At 56.6% G+C, this 18,816-nt stretch carries 5 protein-coding genes and 2 pseudogenes; 5 read left to right on the forward strand and 2 right to left on the reverse strand.

What is annotated here, in order from left to right; all coding sequences use genetic code 11:
• Positions 1-7: 7 nt before the first annotated feature.
• The gene (locus tag GH656_RS11485) at positions 8-1,627 is read right to left on the reverse strand and encodes an OPT/YSL family transporter (RefSeq protein WP_153076046.1); all 1,620 of its coding nucleotides are present in this window, start codon (positions 1,625-1,627) and stop codon (positions 8-10) included.
• Positions 1,628-1,695: 68 nt separating this feature from the next.
• Entirely contained in the window at positions 1,696-2,424 is a 729-nt protein-coding gene (locus GH656_RS11490) for an IclR family transcriptional regulator (RefSeq protein WP_153076048.1), read from the reverse strand.
• A gap of 1,611 nt (positions 2,425-4,035) precedes the next feature.
• Between GH656_RS11490 and GH656_RS18295 the strand changes: the two are divergent.
• From GH656_RS18295 to GH656_RS11505, 5 genes and pseudogenes are all read left to right on the forward strand, one after another.
• Positions 4,036-4,164 (forward strand): annotated as a pseudogene (locus GH656_RS18295) (ESPR domain-containing protein); the annotation flags it as partial.
• 291 nt (positions 4,165-4,455) lie between these two features.
• A complete protein-coding gene (locus GH656_RS11495; protein WP_246184252.1) occupies positions 4,456-7,677 on the forward strand; it encodes a YadA-like family protein in 3,222 nt (1,073 codons plus the stop codon).
• Between the two features lie 657 nt (positions 7,678-8,334).
• The gene (locus GH656_RS11500; RefSeq protein ID WP_153076051.1) at positions 8,335-9,792 is read left to right on the forward strand and encodes an ISL3 family transposase; all 1,458 of its coding nucleotides are present in this window, start codon (positions 8,335-8,337) and stop codon (positions 9,790-9,792) included.
• A 655-nt stretch (positions 9,793-10,447) separates the two neighbouring features.
• Positions 10,448-10,573 (forward strand): annotated as a pseudogene (locus GH656_RS18300) (ESPR domain-containing protein); the annotation flags it as partial.
• Between the two features lie 138 nt (positions 10,574-10,711).
• A complete protein-coding gene (locus tag GH656_RS11505; RefSeq protein ID WP_246184253.1) occupies positions 10,712-18,769 on the forward strand; it encodes a YadA-like family protein in 8,058 nt (2,685 codons plus the stop codon).
• The last annotated feature ends 47 nt before the right edge of the window (positions 18,770-18,816 follow it).

Consider the following 18,816-nt stretch of genomic DNA (forward strand, 5'->3'; position numbering starts at 1 on the left):
AAACAGGCTATTTGTGCAGACGCGTCATCGAGTTGCCGAAGCTAAACAGCGCATCACCCGCGATCACACCGCCAGCAAAGGCACTCATTTCAGCCGAATGACGCTCGCCGCGCAGACGAATCACCACGAAGCGGATAGCCAAACCAGCAAGAACGGCCCACCCAGCGAGAGGCGATGCGATCAGCATCCCGGTCGACAGCAAAATGCCGAGCTGACGTTTAGCACCCCCGAAAAGCTGGATCAGTGCCCCAGGAATTGCCCAGAGCGCGAGACTGGTGGCGATTTCCATCGACGATCCAGCCTTGATGGAAGCGGCATACACACGGTCAACAGGTGGCAGCATGCCGCGCGAGAAGAAGTGGTCATGGAAGAAAATCACCACCACCGCCGCGACCAGGAAGCCCGCCATCGCGGCAATCAGTTGCTGCTTACGGCCCGCGCGTTCGGCTTCCATGTCACGGCCTTCGCCGCGAAGCAGATAACCGGTTTTCAGGTCGTATCCCATATCGGCAAAGGCCGGTCCGGTCGCGGCCGAAAAGCCTGCCAGCACGGCGAGCGCGCTCGGCGGAAAGCCAATCACGATACCGATGGTCAACGTAATCAGTGCGACGGCAAAGGCAGGAAACCAGCCCGAATGCATCGCTGCGATGCCCACGATCAGTTCATGTGCGTAAGCGGCGAACGCGGCATAGAACACAAAGGCGATCAGCATGCCTGGCGACAACTCAGTAATGTGCCCAGCGAGAACCGAGATCAGAAGTGCCACCAGCATGTAGGCGAAGAAGCCCGCTGACAGCACACGCCTGGCGCGCGTGCCGCTCATTTCAGCGTTCCTCGGATCAACCGCGCTATCGCGCGAGCGGTGAATCTCGCGTGCAACCTGAAACAACGCCACCAGACCCGCGCCAATCATTAATCCATGAGGCACGTAGGCTGCGGCAAGGTCCACATTGAATAGCGGCATTGAGTAACCGCGCGTCAGCAAACCAATCCCAAATGCCGTCAGCGCAGCCAGGTTGCCGAGAAACGCCGCGCCAAACGCGGACATCGGCACGCCCATCACGGCACCGGCGACCCCTGCGGCCACACCCAGCCCGAGGAATGCCGCCTTACGGCCGCCCTGATCGCCAGCCCAGATCGCTTCGGCAGTCGCCACACCCGCAGGCCAGGTCCCCGTCGCGGGGAAAACCTTGCTGCCGAAGAGGAAGTACAGCATTGCGCCATCCACCAGCATCGCGGCAATCGAGCCGATCATCATCGGCGTGACGAGCTCCGGCATACCCATGGCAAAAGGCACACCAAGCGGAATCATCAGTGAGTTAGCCGCGCCGAACGTGGCCGATGAAATCGAGGTCTGCACCAGGTTCTGGCGCTCCAGCACCCGGAAGCGGCGCGTGATGGCCAATGGAATACGCGAGAACACGATGGCAATCAGCGCACCGATGATCGACGTGTTGGCCGAGATGCCCAGCGACACGATCAATTGCATCCCGATGATCGCGCCCAGAACCGACAGCCCAATAGAAACCAGCATCAGCAGTGGCTCGAAGAACGAAACGCGGGTGCGTTCGGGCTTCGGACCGGAGGGTGTTTCGGGTGTATCGGGAAGGTCCACAACTGCTTTCATGATGTTTTGTCTCCGGCTGCGGCTGTTACGCTATGTAATGAATAAAAAGTAAGGGATGCTCAGCGTGCCTAACGATTCAACCCAACCACGGGTTCAATCGTTTCACGCGTTTTCTTCAGAATTTCGACTAATTGGGTAACCGTCTCACCTTCAATCCGTTGCAGGGGGCCAGCAATTCCCAGCGAACCAATGACTCGGCGCCGGTCGGACGAGCGCAGTGGCAAGGCCACGCCCGCTACCGTGGCAGCAGCCTCTTCACGGGTGTAGCTCCAGCCATCGGCGCGAATCCGGGCAAGATCGCCGTCAATCGTGGCGGCATCGGCAATGTCCGCGCTCTGATAAATCGCCGCCCGAAACTCATCTGACTGGAACGCCAGGATGACTTTCGCGTGAGCACCTGCCAGCAACGAAAAGCGCTGGCCAAGCTCAACGGAAAAACGCAGTTGCTGCTGGCTTTGCCCGATGTCGGTGCAAACCCCTTCGTTGCCATCTAGCAGCGTCAAAAAGACCGTCTCGCCGCAGTGTTCGGCCAGCGCGTCTAACGCAGGCTGGACCACCGCTGACGGCACGAAGGTTTGATGAGCGACCTGCCCTAGCTCGAACAAACGCAAACCGAGCGCGTAACGGCCTGCGCTGTCCTGCATCAGAAAGCCGTTCGCCGCGAAGGTCGCCAGCACACGATGCACAACCGCGTGATGCGTCCCGGTTGCTTTTGCAAGTTCGCGCACGCCCCACGTTGGTTCATCAATCGTGAAACGGGTCAGTAAAGCCAATGCGCTATCTAGTGTTTTTAACATGTTGTCTCTCTATGAGATACAGCGTCTCTTGTTGAAAAAAGAATATGCGATAGGAATTGGAGCGTCAATATCGGGTTAACGAGATAAGCCCTCGAGAAAAAGCCGCGCATCAATCCACAAAGCGCTCCCGCCGAAAGCTTTCTCTTTCCTTTCGAACTTTTAATCTTCTAGTGATGGCTAATGAACTGCCGGGCAGCGCCGGGCTCATCTGCCAGGTGGTTAATGCATGTGATGGGTGAGACAAGCGCTTGATGTCTGGCTTGGGGTCGCATGCTGACCTTGCGAACTTTCCGGTCAGCGAGACCACGTTCTGATTGCGTTGCCTAGCCTTGCGCAACCTTCATGCTGACAGGCGCTGCGCCCCGTCTGACGGGAGAAGCACGCTGAACGTGTCCACCACTTGTGACGAGAAGAAGTGCGTCATAACGATTCGCTCAGGAGACGCAATCAATTTTCGGACGCAAAGAAAATTTGCTTGCTTAGCACAAGGAAATTTAAATTTGTCATAAAAATGTATGCGTATTGAATTGTTTCGTGTACACTCCGCTTCAGATTAACGTGTGGAAAGAAATCCACAAGAGTACGAAGCAAATGGCCCAAAGAGCCTGGAAAGAAAGCCTCCAGGCGTTCCGCAAGCGCAGCGTGACTGGCAAGCGGCACAGCGGCCAAGGCAGCAATTCACAGCAAAACTGGCTTCCACGCCAGGGTTTCCCTGATCCAGGCCTCAGCCTGCAAGCGAATTCCTGGCATTGAACTGGGCATACCGTTACCGGCATGCCCAGTTCAATGCTAAGGACTGCGTGTTTGAATGGAAGCTAGCTGGCACATTGCAGGCAAACGGCTTCCCGGTAACGAATCTAATGACGTTACCCGCGGCCAATAGCCTGATGCAGACCTGAAACACCGCATCACCCGCCGCTTGTACCCGCACCGCCAGAATGTTGTTGGGCAACGCAGCACCGGTTGTCTGCGAAGCACACAAGGCTCATCAGGCACTCTCCCAGGGTGCGCTTATGTCAGCCGCGCCTCACGCGAAGCCACCTCCTGAAGCAATTAGCCGGAATTTCCACACGCCCTCTGGAAGCGTAATTTTTATTATTCAAATCCGGCAACAGTTAGTCCGCAGACAATAACAACATCTTTTATATTTTTTCGCTCCTCCGCTCAATCTTTAGCGGCATGGATCTTTGTCCAATTTTAATTAGCAATTTTATTGATTGCGGCATGTATTTAATAAAAAATGCGCGCCTTAATTATTTTTCACAAGGGAACCTGATATCTGCCTGAAAATTTTTTTGTAACAGTTTCCCCGTAATACACAAGCCGCTTACTCCTGCACATAAACCCCTTCCCATCAAGCCTTTCAGCACGATGGCTGAGCGAGTTCGCGCATCTATAACGAATTATTTTAAATTTAGAATAATTCCTCAATTCACTTATCAGTCGCGCATCACGACGATTTAAATCGCGCACCCAAAACTCATCAGATTTTGACAATCTGAGACTTCATCCCCTGAAAATAATAATCAGCCTATATCAAGCACAGCAGTAAAGCACCGAAGGGAAAGGCATAGCAAATTTATCTTCATTCACCTATGGAATTTTTTACTCATGAACAGGATCTATCGCGTTATCTGGAATAGCACTCACCACGCCTGGGCCGTCGCCTCTGAAATAGCCAGCGGCCGGCGTAAAGGCGGGACGAATAAAAGAACTCTCGCCGCCGCGATACTCGCTGGAGGCAGAAGCGCTCGATCAATCAGGGCCGTAGCGATGCTAGCTAGTGCTTGTGCCATCGGCCTCGTTAGCATGAACGCCTCTGCCAGTGAATGTCTGTCGTCACCCTCTCCGGAAAACATGGCGCAAACGGCCAACGCTTGTGCTTCGGAGCCGAGTCCCCTGCAGACAGCATCCGTTTCATCTGATGCCAATGGCGTCCCAGACGCGAACCTCAGCACAACCGGCACCCGCACGCCAAGGCTGAACCACGAGAAAGTCTCCTTACGCACACCCAGAATGGCGGCGAACGGTATGGACGTTTACTTTGCGGCCACTGGCGCTGGTGACTCGAGCTCAATTTCGGAAGCGTTCGCATCCGACGGAGGCTCGATTGCGCTTGGATCCGCCAGCAAGGCCGTCGGGGCCGGCAGCGTTGCGCTAGGCAACCATGCCTGGGCATCAGGCAGTCGTGGTAATACCGTCGCACTGGGAAACAACGCACTAGCTTCGGCTAATGACTCGGTAGCACTGGGCTCAAACAGCGTGGCGAATCAGGAACAGACCGTGTCCATCGGGACGAGCGACAACAAACGCCGGATCGTCAATGTTGCCTCGGGTACCGCCGCTACCGATGCGCTCAACGTCTCGCAACTCCAGGGCGTAACGACAACGCTAGGCGGTGATGCAGCAGTCACGGCTGATGGCTCTATCAAGGCACCGTCTTATAGCGTGCAAGGGGCGACTGCCAACACCGTGGGTGCAGCACTGAGCAGTCTCGATACCGCCGTCAGTAACAACACCCGCGGTATATCCAGCAACACCGTCGTCATCAATAGAAACACCCGCGCTATCTCGAAGCTGGGAGGCGATGTCGCCACGCAATCAGTCACTATCGCTCACCTCTGGGCCGACGCGAACAACCTCGCCAAAGGCGCAATTGGCTTTATCCGGCAGCACCCAACCGACGGGGCCATCACTGTCGCCAAAGACACGGATGGCACTACCGTGAACTTCAAGGGCTCTGCTGGCACACGCCAGTTAAACGGCATCTCGGAAGGCGCGGCCAATACCGATGCAGTCAATGTCTCGCAGCTCAAAAGCGCAACCACAGCATTAGGTGGTGGTGCGGCGGTCAAGGCCGATGGCTCCATCGAGGCACCGTCTTATCTGGTGCAAGGTGTGAGCACTAGCAACGTAGGCTCGGCACTGGCCAGCCTCGATACCGTCACCACGAAAAACACCGGTGACATCGTTACCAACACCACCAGCATCAACAAAAACACCAGCGATATTTCGCAGCACTCCGGCGATATCTCCAAGCTCAACACCAAGGTGAACAACATTGCTGACGGAGCAACCAGCTTCGTCCAGCAAAACGCCACCAGCAAGGCCATCACCATTGCCAAAAACACGGGCGGCACCAGTGTCGACTTCACCGGCTCCGATGGCGCACGTCAATTAACTGGCGTGTCGAAAGGCGCTGCGGAAACTGATGCAGTCAACGTCTCGCAACTCAAGAGTGCGACGACCGCGCTAGGCGGTGGTGCAAAAGTCAATGCCGATGGCTCCATCAAGGCACCGTCTTATCTGGTGCAAGGTGTGAGCGCTAGCAACGTAGGCTCGGCACTGGCCAGCCTCGATACCGTCACCACGAAAAACACCGGTGACATCGTTATCAACACCACCAGCATCAACAAAAATGCCAGCGATATTTCGACGCTCAACACCACGGTGAACAACGTCACCAGTGGCACCACCGGCCTCGTCCAGCAAAACGCCACCAGCAAGGTCATCACCATTGCCAAAAACACGGGCGGCACCACGCTAGACCTCACCGGCACCGCTGGCACACGTCAACTCAATGGCGTATCGAAAGGCGCGGCAGATACCGATGCGGTCAACGTCTCGCAGCTCAAACGTGCGACGACAGCGTTAGGCGGTGGTGCGAAAGTCAATGCCGATGGCTCCATCAAGGCACCGTCTTATGTGATGCAGGGCACAACCGTCAACAACGTGGGCGCGGCACTAACCATCCTCAATGAAGCCACCACGGAAAACGCCGGTGACATCGTTACCAACGCCACCAGCATCAACAAAAATGCCCACGATATCTCCAGGCATTCGGACGACATCTCGACCCTTAGCAACACGGTAAACAACATCAGCGGCAGCGCAACCAGCTTCATCCAGCAGGACGCCACCAGCCAGGCCATCACCGTCGCCCAAAGCACAGGCGGCACCACGCTAGACCTCACCGGCACCGCTGGCACACGTCAACTCAATGGCGTATCGAAAGGCGCAGCAGATACCGATGCGGTCAACGTCTCACAGCTCAAGGGCGTCACTGCCGTACTAGGGGGCAACGCAGAAATCAATGCCGATGGCTCCATCAAGGCACCGTCTTATGTGGTGCAAGGCACAACCGCTAACAACGTGGGCGCGGCTTTGAGCAGCCTCGATGCCGCCACCACGAAAAACACCAGCGATATCTCCAGCCTCGGCACCTCGATCAGCGACATCGCCAGCGGTACTACCGGCCTCGTCCAGCAAGATCACACGACGCAAAAAATCACCATCGCCAGCACGCAAGGCGGCGGGTTAATCAATATCGCGGGATCGGCTGGGCCGCGCGTGATGACTGGCCTCGCCAACGGCGTCAACAACCACGACGCGGTCACCGTGGCCCAATTGAAATCAGTTGGTCTGGTCGATCCAGGCGGCAAGATGATGGGGGCCGTGCTCTATGACGACATCTCTCTCGGCCGTGCCACGCTAGGCGGCACTCACGGCACAGTGATAGCAAATCTCGCCAATGGCCAGATCACGGCTGACAGCCTGGAAGCGGTCAACGGCGGCCAGTTGTTCACCCTGCAAGAGCAGATCAGCGACAAGCTCACATCATTGAATGGCCGGGTCAATGATCTCGACGACAAGGTGACGAACAGCAACCAAGTCTCACAGGAGCTGTCTAATAATTCAGGAATCCGTGAAATTCAGATCATCAAGAGCTTGCAAGGCACGATTGATCCCTCAAGCGGCAACATCGTGATTGGCACGGGTGCGCAAGCGACGGGCAACGGCAGCATTGCTATCGGCCATGGTGCGGCAGCACCCGCAGCCAATGCAGTGGCACTTGGTCAGGGTTCGCTCGCTGACCGGGATAACACTGTCTCGGTCGGCTCACCCGGCGCGGAGCGTCAGATCACCAATGTCGCGGATGGCATCGCGCCAACCGATGCCGCCAACATGAGTCAGTTGAACAGCCGCTTCGACTCAGCCCAGCAGGCGATCGGCTCCGTAGCACGCAATGCTTATGCGGGGATTGCAGCCGCCATGGCGATGCCAAACATGACGCCATCGGGCCCTGGCCGCACGATCATCGCAGCCGGTGCGGCGAACTATAAAAATGGCTCCGCTGCCGCAGCAGGCGTGACGTACCGCTCAATGAACGAACGCTGGCTCGTCAATGGCGCCATCTCGGTGACCTCAACCGGCGACGCCGGGGTACGCACCCAGGTCGGCTACGAGTTCTAGTCTTTGGCTAAACGCACCAGCGCCGCACTCGCCGAAGCCGGTTAAAGCAAACGCCTGGCAGCAAAAACGGGACGTCAATTCAGTTCATTGACGTCCCGTTTTTTATGCCGCAGAGATACGAAACGCGCGAACCTTCCCTCACCCGCCATCGAGACCCATCGAGACCGCGCTCCAATGACGGATGAGCCTGGCACAACATCACGGCGAGGTAGAAGCCATGCCATGCGTGGCCGAAAAATCGCCATGCACTCATCCGCCATCCGCTACCGAAGCAACCCATTCATGATTAATTAAGGAAACCATAATTATTTTTCACAAAAGAATCCGGGTTCTACCAGCCCATCACGACGAATGGCGAATTGTCATAAATGTGTATGCAAACTGAATTTATCGTGTAGACTCCGTATCAAATTAACGTGTGTAAAAAATTTTCATGACTGTGAGCAAATGGGCCCGCGAGCCCGATGCGATTGGCAACTGGCACAACGATTCTCCGAGCGCCAGCCCCCAGCAGACAAGCTTCCAACGTTGGAACCCTCTGGAACACGGCAAAGTCTGCAAGCAAACCCAAGACGAGTTGAAAGCCGACAAAAAACTTTCCCACCGTTGTAATGTTCAGTACTGCGACCAGCTTTTTCAGCTGACTGGCGGGTCGAAATGACGGGCATTTTCGCTAACAATCAGGGCCTTCCTGGCTGGCACGTTGCTGGCAAGCGGCTTGTCGGCAATGAGTACGAGCTTGAGGTTACCTACGACAAGCAGCCCGATTCCTGCCAGAAATGCGGCACCACCGGGCGCTTGTACAAGCACGGCCAGAAGCCTGTTATCTACCGCGACAGCCCTATTTCTGGTCACCCTGTCCGCTTGATGGTCAATGTCCAGCGCTTCAAGTGCCGGAACTGCGGCAGCACCTTCCAGCAGGCGCTTGACAACATGGAACCCGGCAGGCTGATGACCGTGCGGTGCGCCGAATACATCGCCAAGCAGTGCCTGCACGACACCTTCACGAACATCGCCACCCAACTGGGTCTCAACGAGACGACCGTGCGGCATGTCGCAGCTGACTATATTCACAAGCTAAACGGGCAATACGCATTGCCAGAGGTTGAATATCTGGGCATCGGCGAGCTTTATCTGGGCGGCGAGATATGCGCCATGATTGCGGACGTGGCAAGCCAGAAGCCGGTGGACATCATTCAGGGCTGCGACAAGCAGGCCATCGTCTGCTGGCTGCAAAACTATCCTTTCCGCAGCAGCATCAAGGCGGTATCGACTGATTTGTGTACGGATTACCGCGACGCAGTCAACGAGGTTCTTGGCGTGCCGGTGGTGCTGGACAAGTTCCACGTCGCCAGAATGATGAACACCGTGCTGGAAAACATCCCGCGCCGCCTGCGCCCTGCCCAGGAGAAAAAAGCTGCCAGGAGGCACATCTCACCGGGCCAGCACCATCTGATCGAAAAGCCGCAGGCGACACGCGGGACAAGACTTGAGCATCCCCCGGAGATCCGGAAGGCAGACGAGTTCAAGGAAGCACTGTTTCGCATCTACGGCCTGTCGAAAGCCGAGGCCATCGAAACGTATGACGCATGGCTGGCATCCGCGCAGAAGGTAGGCCAGAAAGACTTGGGTGACCTGATACAGGCCATGAAGAACTGGCGGGCACAGATCCTCAATTACTTCGACTTCCCCGTCATGAGCGCCTACACCGAAGCGCTGAACGGCATCGCCAAAGTGACAAGCCAGATGGGGCGCGGCTACTCGTTCGAAGTACTGCGAGCGCGGATTCTGTTCAAGGGACTCGGCTTCCCAGGCAAGTCGGCAGCGCCATCGGCCACGCCCGCGCAAGAGCTGAAAATGGCCTGCACGGTGGCCAAAGCCCGCCTGCCTCACTACCTGATTCGAGCCCGGACACGGGCTCGCCTACTCCTGGAGCAGGTTTCACACTGCTTTTCCTGCCGTGGGAAATTCGAACCAACAGAGCTTTTTCTGAGTGACACAGCACTGATTGTTAGCGGAGAACACAAGGCTAAAGGGGTATTCCTGTGTCGACCGTGCTTTACCCAATTTCACACTAAGACCGGTCTTATGCACCGGACAGATTCCAGTTCCTGAAACAGTTGAACGAAATTTCGACATGCCCTTCGGCTGCGGAATTTTTATTATCAATAATCCAGCAATAAACAGTCCGCCTGCGGCGAAAAAGCATCAACTTTATTTCTCCTGTAAAAACTTTCACCGGGAGTCGCGTTTATGCAACGCAGATTCATCCTGGATAATTTTTTAGATGATTTTCCATATTTCCGCCGAATAGTTAGCAGTATGTAGTTCCATTTCAACCAAAACTATTCTCTCATTACATAACGCAAGACTTAAGAAAAATGCGCGCAATGCTTATTTACTCACGATAAAACCGGAGATCTACCTGAAAAACATTTGTCCCTTTTAAGTTCGCAAATTATCCAGAGCACATAATTCATTGTGCTTCCGCATACCGTTTCGTTCGTCAAGCTCCCTAGCCACGGTGAGTGGGCCTATTCACGCACGTCTAAAACAAATTATTCTGCATGCAGAAAAATTCTTAAACCATCCATTAAGCATAAATATGGGTCTCTTATATTGCACCTCCCAAAGATGGTGAAATTTTTAAGAGTTTGTAAATCTTACGCATTAATTAAAATAATAACTAATCCGTACCTGACATCGCCGGTAACGCAATAACCGATAGGCCGTAGAACATCTTTTCATTTCCTTGTGGAGCTTTTTATTCATGAACCGAATCTATAGAGTTATCTGGAATAACGCCCGCCACCTCTGGACCGTCGCGTCTGAAATTACCAGTGGACCCCGTAAAGGCAGTACGAATAAAAAGCTGCTCGCCGCAGTGATTCTCGCGGGGAGCGGGAGCCTTGGAACAATGGACGCCATGGCGGCACCCAATAATTCTTTCGCCGTCGGCATCTTAAGCAAACTCACGGTGGGAAATGGATGCTTATCATCGTCGGCTCCGGGATTTATTTCACAATCAAGCTCAGTGTGCGACTCTGCGGGTGGCGGCCAGCAGGCCGCGCTCGTTTCTTACGATGCCAAGGGTGCCTGGGGCTCGTTCATTACTGCCACCGATCCCAATACGCTCAGACTGGGTGCCAATGGGGTGGACAAGTTAAGAATCTCGAACACCGGGCTTTTCGCCACAGACAACCTTGACATGGGCAACAAGAAAATCACCTCGCTCGCGGCTGGAACGAGCTCAGGCGATGCGGTGAACAAGGCGCAGCTCGATGCGTCCATGTCTTCCTTCGTAGCCAATGCCAACGACAAGAACGCAAGCGCGTCTGCGGAAGGCGATGGCTCGATTGCGATTGGTTCTGGCGCTAGAACAGTAGGCGGGAGCGGCGGTGTCGACCGGATTGCCATCGGCCAGAACGCACTGGCGGGCAACAGCGGACAAACCGGCGCGATTGCGATTGGTGGCGACACCATTTCCACGGGCAACCGCTCGCTCGCACTTGGCTACTCCAGCACGGCTACCGGGTTCGCCAGCGCCGCCATAGGCCGCTATACATTCACCACCGGAAGCAGCGCTGTGGCATTGGGCAACAACGCCACGGCTTCAGCCGACGGCTCGGTAGCACTGGGCTCAGACAGCCTGGCGACTCAGGCTAAGACCGTGTCAATCGGCAAGAGCGGCAGCGAACGCCGGATCGTCAATGTCGCGGCTGGCACGGCCACCACCGATGCGGTCAACGTTTCGCAGCTCACGGGTGTGGTGACAGCATTAGGGGGGGATGCAGCGGTTAATGCCGATGGCTCTATCAAGGCACCTACTTATATGGTGCAGGGCACGTCCGCCAACAACGTTGGCACAGCATTGGCCAGCCTCGATACCACCATCAAGAAAAACACGGGTGATATCTCCAACCTCACCACCACGGTGAACAACATCACCAGCGGTACCACCAGCCTCGTCCAGCAGGACGCCACCAGCAACGCCATCACCGTTGCCAAAAGCACGGGCGGCACCACGGTCGATTTCACTGGCACGGCTGGCACGCGTCAGTTGAAGGGCGTATCGAAAGGTGCGGTGGATACCGATGCGGTCAACGTCTCGCAACTCAAGGGGATAGCCACGGTGCTAGGAGGTGGCGCAGAAGTCAGCGCTGATGGCTCTATCAAGAAACCTTATTACGCGGTGCAGTACTCGATCTCCAGCGACATCGGCACGGCATTGACCAACCTCGATAACGCCATAACGAAAAACACTGATGACATCACCACCAACACCAGCAACATCAGTAAAAACGCTAGTGATATCAACAATCTCGCTAACGGTGTCACTGGCCTCGTCCAGCAGGACGCCACCAGCAAGGCCATCACCGTTGCCAAAAGCACGGGCGGCACCACTGTGGATTTCACTGGCACGGCTGGCACGCGTCAGTTGAACGGTGTATCGAAAGGCGCGGTAGATACCGACGCGGTCAACGTCTCGCAGCTCAGGGGGGTAACGGCAGCGTTAGGAGGTGATGCAGCGGTCAATGCCGATGGCTCCATCAAGGCACCTTCTTATCTGGTGCAGGGCACGTCCGCTAACAACGTTGGCACGGCGTTGGCCAGCATTGATGCCGCCACCACGAAAAACACGGGGGACATCAACACCAACACCACCAACATCAGCAAAAACACTGGGGACATCACCAACCTCAGCACTACGGTGAACAACATCACCAGTGGCACCACCGGCCTCGTCCAGCAGGACGCCACCAGCAACGCCATCACCGTCGCCAAAAGCACTGACGGCACCACTGTCGATTTCACCGGCACGGCTGGCACTCGTCAGTTAAACGGTGTATCGAAAGGCGCAGTAGATACCGACGCGGTCAACGTCTCGCAGCTCAGGGGGGTAACGGCAGCGTTAGGAGGTGATGCAGCGGTTAATGCCGATGGCTCTATCAAGGCACCTTCTTACGTAGTCCAGGGCACGTCTGCTAACAACGTTGGCACGGCGTTGGCCAGCATTGATGCCGCCGTAACGAAAAACACTGGTGATATCACCACCAACACCAACAACATCAGCAAAAACACTGGCGATATCAACAACAACACCACCAACATCAGTAAAAACACCGGCGACATCACCAACCTCAGCACCACGGTGAACAACATCACCAGCGGCACCACCGGCCTCGTCCAGCAGGACGCCACCAGCAAGGCCATCACCGTCGCCAAAAGCACGGGCGGCACCACTGTGGATTTCACCGGCACAGCTGGCACACGTCAGTTGAATGGCGTATCGAAAGGCGCAGTAGATACCGACGCGGTCAACGTTTCGCAGCTCAGGGGGGTAACGGCAGCGTTAGGAGGTGATGCAGCGGTTAATGCCGATGGCTCTATCAAGGCACCTTCTTACATAGTCCAGGGCACGTCTGCTAACAACGTTGGCACGGCGTTGGCCAGCATTGATGCCGCCGTAACGAAAAATACTGGTGATATCACCACCAACACCAACAACATCAGCAAAAACACTGGCGATATCAACAACAACACCACCAACATCAACAAAAACACCGGCGACATCACCAACCTCAGCACCACGGTGAACAACATCACCAGCGGCACCACCGGCCTCGTCCAGCAGGACGCCACCAGCAACGCCATCACCGTTGCCAAAAGCACGGGCGGCACCACCGTCGATTTCACTGGCACGGCTGGCACTCGTCAGTTGAACGGTGTATCGAAAGGCGCAGTAGATACCGACGCGGTCAACGTCTCCCAGCTCAGGGGGGTAACGGCAGCGTTAGGAGGTGATGCAGCGGTCAATGCCGATGGCTCTATCAAGGCACCTTCTTACGTAGTCCAGGGCGCATCCGCTAACAACGTTGGCACGGCGTTGGCCAGCATTGATGCCGCCACCACGAAAAACACGGGGGACATCAACACCAACACCACCAACATCAACAAAAACACCAGCGATATCTCGAAGCATTCAGGCGATATCACCAACCTCAGCACCACCGTGAACAACATCACCAGCGGCACCACCGGCCTCGTCCAGCAGGACGCCACCAGCAACGCCATCACCGTTGCCAAAAGCACGGGCGGCACCACTGTGGATTTCACCGGCACAGCTGGCACACGTCAGTTGAATGGCGTATCGAAAGGCGCAGTAGATACCGACGCGGTCAACGTTTCGCAGCTCAGGGGGGTAACGGCAGCGTTAGGAGGTGATGCAGCGGTTAATGCCGATGGCTCTATCAAGGCACCTTCTTACGTAGTCCAGGGCACGTCCGCTAACAACGTTGGCACGGCGTTGGCCAGCATTGATGCCGCCGTAACGAAAAATACTGGTGATATCACCACCAACACCACCAACATCAGTAAAAACACCGGCGACATCACCAACCTCAGCACCACGGTGAACAACATCACCAGCGGCACCACCGGCCTTGTCCAGCAGGACGCCACCAGCGAGGCCATCACCGTCGCCAAAAGCACGGGCGGCACCACCGTCGATTTCACTGGCACGGCTGGCACTCGTCAGTTGAACGGTGTATCGAAAGGCGCAGTAGATACCGATGCGGTCAACGTTTCGCAGCTCAGGGGGGTAACGGCAGCGTTAGGAGGTGATGCAGAGGTCAATGCCGATGGCTCCATCAAGGCACCTTCTTACATAGTCCAGGGCACCACAGCCAACAACGTTGGCTCAGCGCTCTCCAGCATTGATGCCGCCACCACGAAAAACACGGGCGACATCATCACCAACACCACCAACATCAACAAAAACACCAGCGATATCTCGAAGCATTCAGGCGATATCACCAACCTCAGCACCACGGTGAACAACATCACCAGCGGCACCACCGGCCTCGTCCAGCAGGACGCCACCAGCAACGCCATCACCGTTGCCAAAAGCACGGGCGGCACCACTGTCGATTTCACTGGCACGGCTGGCACTCGTCAGTTAAACGGTGTATCGAAAGGCGCAGTAGATACCGATGCGGTCAACGTCTCGCAGCTCAGGGGGGTAACGGCAGCGTTAGGAGGTGATGCAGCGGTCAATGCTGATGGCTCCATCAAGGCACCTTCTTATCTGGTCCAGGGCGCGTCCGCTAACAACGTTGGCACGGCGTTGGCCAGCATTGATGCCGCCACCACGAAAAACACGGGGGACATCAACACCAACACCACCAACATCAGCAAAAACACTGGGGACATCACCAACCTCAGCACTACGGTGAACAACATCACCAGTGGCACCACCGGCCTCGTCCAGCAGGACGCCACCAGCAACGCCATCACCGTCGCCAAAAGCACGGGCGGCACCACCGTCGATTTCACCGGCACAGCTGGCACACGTCAGTTGAATGGCGTATCGAAAGGCGCAGTAGATACCGACGCGGTCAACGTTTCGCAGCTCATGGGGGTAACGGCAGCGTTAGGAGGTGATGCAGCGGTTAATGCCGATGGCTCTATCAAGGCACCTTCTTACGTAGTCCAGGGCACGTCTGCTAACAACGTTGGCACGGCGTTGGCCAGCATTGATGCCGCCACCACGAAAAATACTGGTGATATCACCACCAACACCAACAACATCAGCAAAAACACTGGCGATATCAACAACAACACCACCAACATCAGTAAAAACACCGGCGACATCACCAACCTCAGCACCACGGTGAACAACATCACCAGCGGCGCGACCGGCCTCGTCCAGCAGGACGCCACCAGCAACGCCATCACCGTCGCCAAAAGCACGGGCGGCACCACTGTGGATTTCACCGGCACGGCGGGCACTCGTCAGTTGAACGGTGTATCGAAAGGCGCAGTAGATACCGACGCGGTCAACGTTTCGCAGCTCAGGGGGGTAACGGCAGCGTTAGGAGGTGATGCAGCGGTCAATGCTGATGGCTCCATCAAGGCACCTTCTTACATAGTCCAGGGCACCACAGCCAACAACGTTGGCTCAGCGCTCTCCAGCCTCGATACCGCCACCACGAAAAACACGGGCGACATCAACACCAACACCACCAACATCAACAAAAACACCAGCGATATCTCGAAGCATTCAGGCGATATCACCAACCTCAGCACCACGGTGAACAACATCACCAGCGGCACCACCGGCCTCGTCCAGCAGGACGCCACCAGCAACGCCATCACCGTTGCCAAAAGCACGGGCGGCACCACCGTCGATTTCACCGGCACGGCTGGCACACGTCAGTTGAATGGCGTATCGAAAGGCGTAATAGATACCGATGCGGTCAACGTCTCGCAACTCAAGGGCGTAACCACTGCGCTAGGAGGTGGTGCAGAAGTCAGCACCGATGGCTCCATCAAGGCACCTTCTTACGTAGTACAGGGCACCACAGCCAACAACGTTGGCTCAGCGCTCTCCAGCCTCGATACCGCCACCACGAAAAACACGGGCGACATCACTACCAACACCACCAACATCAACAAAAACACCGGCGACATCACCAACCTCAGCACCACGGTGAACAACATCACCAGCGGCACCACCGGCCTCGTCCAGCAGGACGCCACCAGCAACGCCATCACCGTCGCCAAAAGCACGGGCGGCACCACCGTCGATTTCACCGGCACAGCTGGCACACGTCAGTTGAATGGCGTATCGAAAGGCGCAGTAGATACCGACGCGGTCAACGTTTCGCAGCTCAGGGGGGTAACGGCAGCGTTAGGAGGTGATGCAGCGGTTAATGCCGATGGCTCTATCAAGGCACCTTCTTACGTAGTCCAGGGCACGTCTGCTAACAACGTTGGCACGGCGTTGGCCAGCATTGATGCCGCCGTAACGAAAAACACTGGTGATATCACCACCAACACCAACAACATCAGCAAAAACACTGGCGATATCAACAACAACACCACCAACATCAGTAAAAACACCGGCGACATCACCAACCTCAGCACCACGGTGAACAACATCATCAGCGGCACCACCGGCCTCGTCCAGCAGGACGCCACCAGCAAGGCCATCACCGTCGCCAAAAGCACGGGCGGCACCACTGTGGATTTCACCGGCACGGCGGGCACTCGTCAGTTAAACGGTGTATCGAAAGGCGCAGTAGATACCGACGCGGTCAACGTCTCCCAGCTCAGGGGGGTAACGGCAGCGTTAGGAGGTGATGCAGCGGTCAATGCTGATGGCTCCATCAAGGCACCTTCTTATCTGGTCCAGGGCGCGTCCGCTAACAACGTTGGCACGGCGTTGGCCAGCATTGATGCCGCCACCACGAAAAACACGGGCGACATCATCACCAACACCACCAACATCAACAAAAACACCAGCGATATCTCGAAGCATTCAGGCGATATCACCAACCTCAGCACCACCGTGAACAACATCACCAGCGGCACCACCGGCCTCGTCCAGCAGGACGCCACCAGCAAGGCCATCACCGTCGCCAAAAGCACTGACGGCACCACTGTGGATTTCACCGGCACGGCGGGCACACGTCAGTTGAATGGCGTATCGAAAGGCGCGGTAGATACCGACGCGGTCAACGTCTCGCAGCTCAAGGGCGTAACCACAGCATTAGGAGGTGGTGCAGAGGTCAATGCCGATGGCTCCATCAAGGCACCTTCTTACGTAGTACAGGGCACCACAGCCAACAACGTTGGCTCAGCACTCTCCAGCCTCGATACCGCCACCACGAAAAACACCGGCGACATCACCAACCTCAGCACCACGGTGAACAACATCACCAGCGGCGCGACCGGCCTTGTCCAGCAGGACGCCACCAGCAACGCCATCACCGTTGCCAAAAGCACGGGCGGCACCACCGTCGATTTCACCGGCACGGCTGGCACGCGTCAGTTGAACGGTGTATCGAAAGGCACAGTGGATACCGACGCGGTCAACGTCTCGCAACTCAAAGGGGTGACGACAGCATTAGGTGGCGGTGCAGAGGTTAATGCCGATGGCTCCATCAAGGCACCTTCTTACGTAGTCCAGGGCACCACGGCCAACAACGTTGGCTCAGCGCTCTCCAGCCTCGATGCCGCCACCACGAAAAACACCGGCGACATCACCACCCTCAACACCACGGTGAACAACATCACCAACGGCACCACCGGCCTCGTCCAGCAAGATCCAGTGACGCACAACATCACCATCGCCAGCACTCAGGGCGGTGAGCTCATCAATGTCGCTGGATCGGCTGGGCCGCGTGTGATTACAGGTGTCGCCAATGGTGTCAACGACCGCGATGCCGTCACCGTGGCGCAGTTGAAATCAGTTGGTCTGGTCGATGCGAGCGGCAAGATGATGGGCGCTGTGGTCTATGACGACATCTCGCTCGGCCATGCCACGCTAGGCGGCACTCACGGCACGGTGATCGGTAACCTCAGTAAAGGCCGGGTCGCCTCGGACAGCATGGAGGCGATCAACGGGGGCCAGTTGTTCACCCTGCAAGAGCAGATCAACGACAAGTTCAATTCGCTGAATGGCCATGTCAAAGATCTCAACGAAAAGGTGACGCACGGCAATGACGGTGCCCAAGGTTTCACCGGAGCCATAGGAGGCCAGGGGATTGCAGGCCTGAATGGCCTGCCAGGCACGAGTAATCCGTCTACCGGCAGCATCGCCATTGGCACGGGTGCGCAAGCAACGGGCAACGGCAGTCTGGCTATCGGCAACGGTGCCGCAGCACCTGCAGACAACGCAGTGGCGCTCGGCCAGGGCTCACTCGCTGACCGGGATAACACTGTCTCGGTCGGCGCGGCCGGAGCGGAGCGTCAGATCACCAACGTCGCAGCGGGTGTAGCACCAACCGATGCCGTCAACCTGGGGCAGTTGAACAGCCGCTTCGACTCAGCCCAGCATGCGATCAACTCCGTGGCACGCAGTGCTTATTCGGGTGTTGCAGCAGCCATGGCGATGCCAAGCATGACGCCGTCCGGCCCTGGCCGCACGATCGTCGCGGCCGGTGCGGCGAACTATAAAAATGGCTCCGCTGCCGCAGCGAGTGTGACGTACCGCTCGATGAATGGACGCTGGCTCGTCAATGGCGCTGTCTCAGTGACCTCAACCGGCGATGCTGGGGTGCGCACTCAGGTTGGCTACGAGTTCTAGTCGTTTCCTGAGTACGTCAGCGCCGCGCTAGCCAAAGCCAGGCGCTG

Source organism: Paraburkholderia bonniea (genome assembly GCF_009455625.1).
GTDB lineage: Bacteria > Pseudomonadota > Gammaproteobacteria > Burkholderiales > Burkholderiaceae > Paraburkholderia > Paraburkholderia bonniea.

What these genes read in the sequence shown, in the direction of transcription:
- GH656_RS11490 (WP_153076048.1), bottom strand. Translation starts at nt 2,424, where the DNA reads ATGTTAAAAACACTAGATAGCGCATTGGCTTTACTGACCCGTTTCACG.
- GH656_RS11495 (WP_246184252.1), top strand. Translation starts at nt 4,456, where the DNA reads ATGGACGTTTACTTTGCGGCCACTGGCGCTGGTGACTCGAGCTCAATT.
- GH656_RS11485 (WP_153076046.1), bottom strand. Translation starts at nt 1,627, where the DNA reads ATGAAAGCAGTTGTGGACCTTCCCGATACACCCGAAACACCCTCCGGT.
- GH656_RS11500 (WP_153076051.1), top strand. Translation starts at nt 8,335, where the DNA reads ATGACGGGCATTTTCGCTAACAATCAGGGCCTTCCTGGCTGGCACGTT.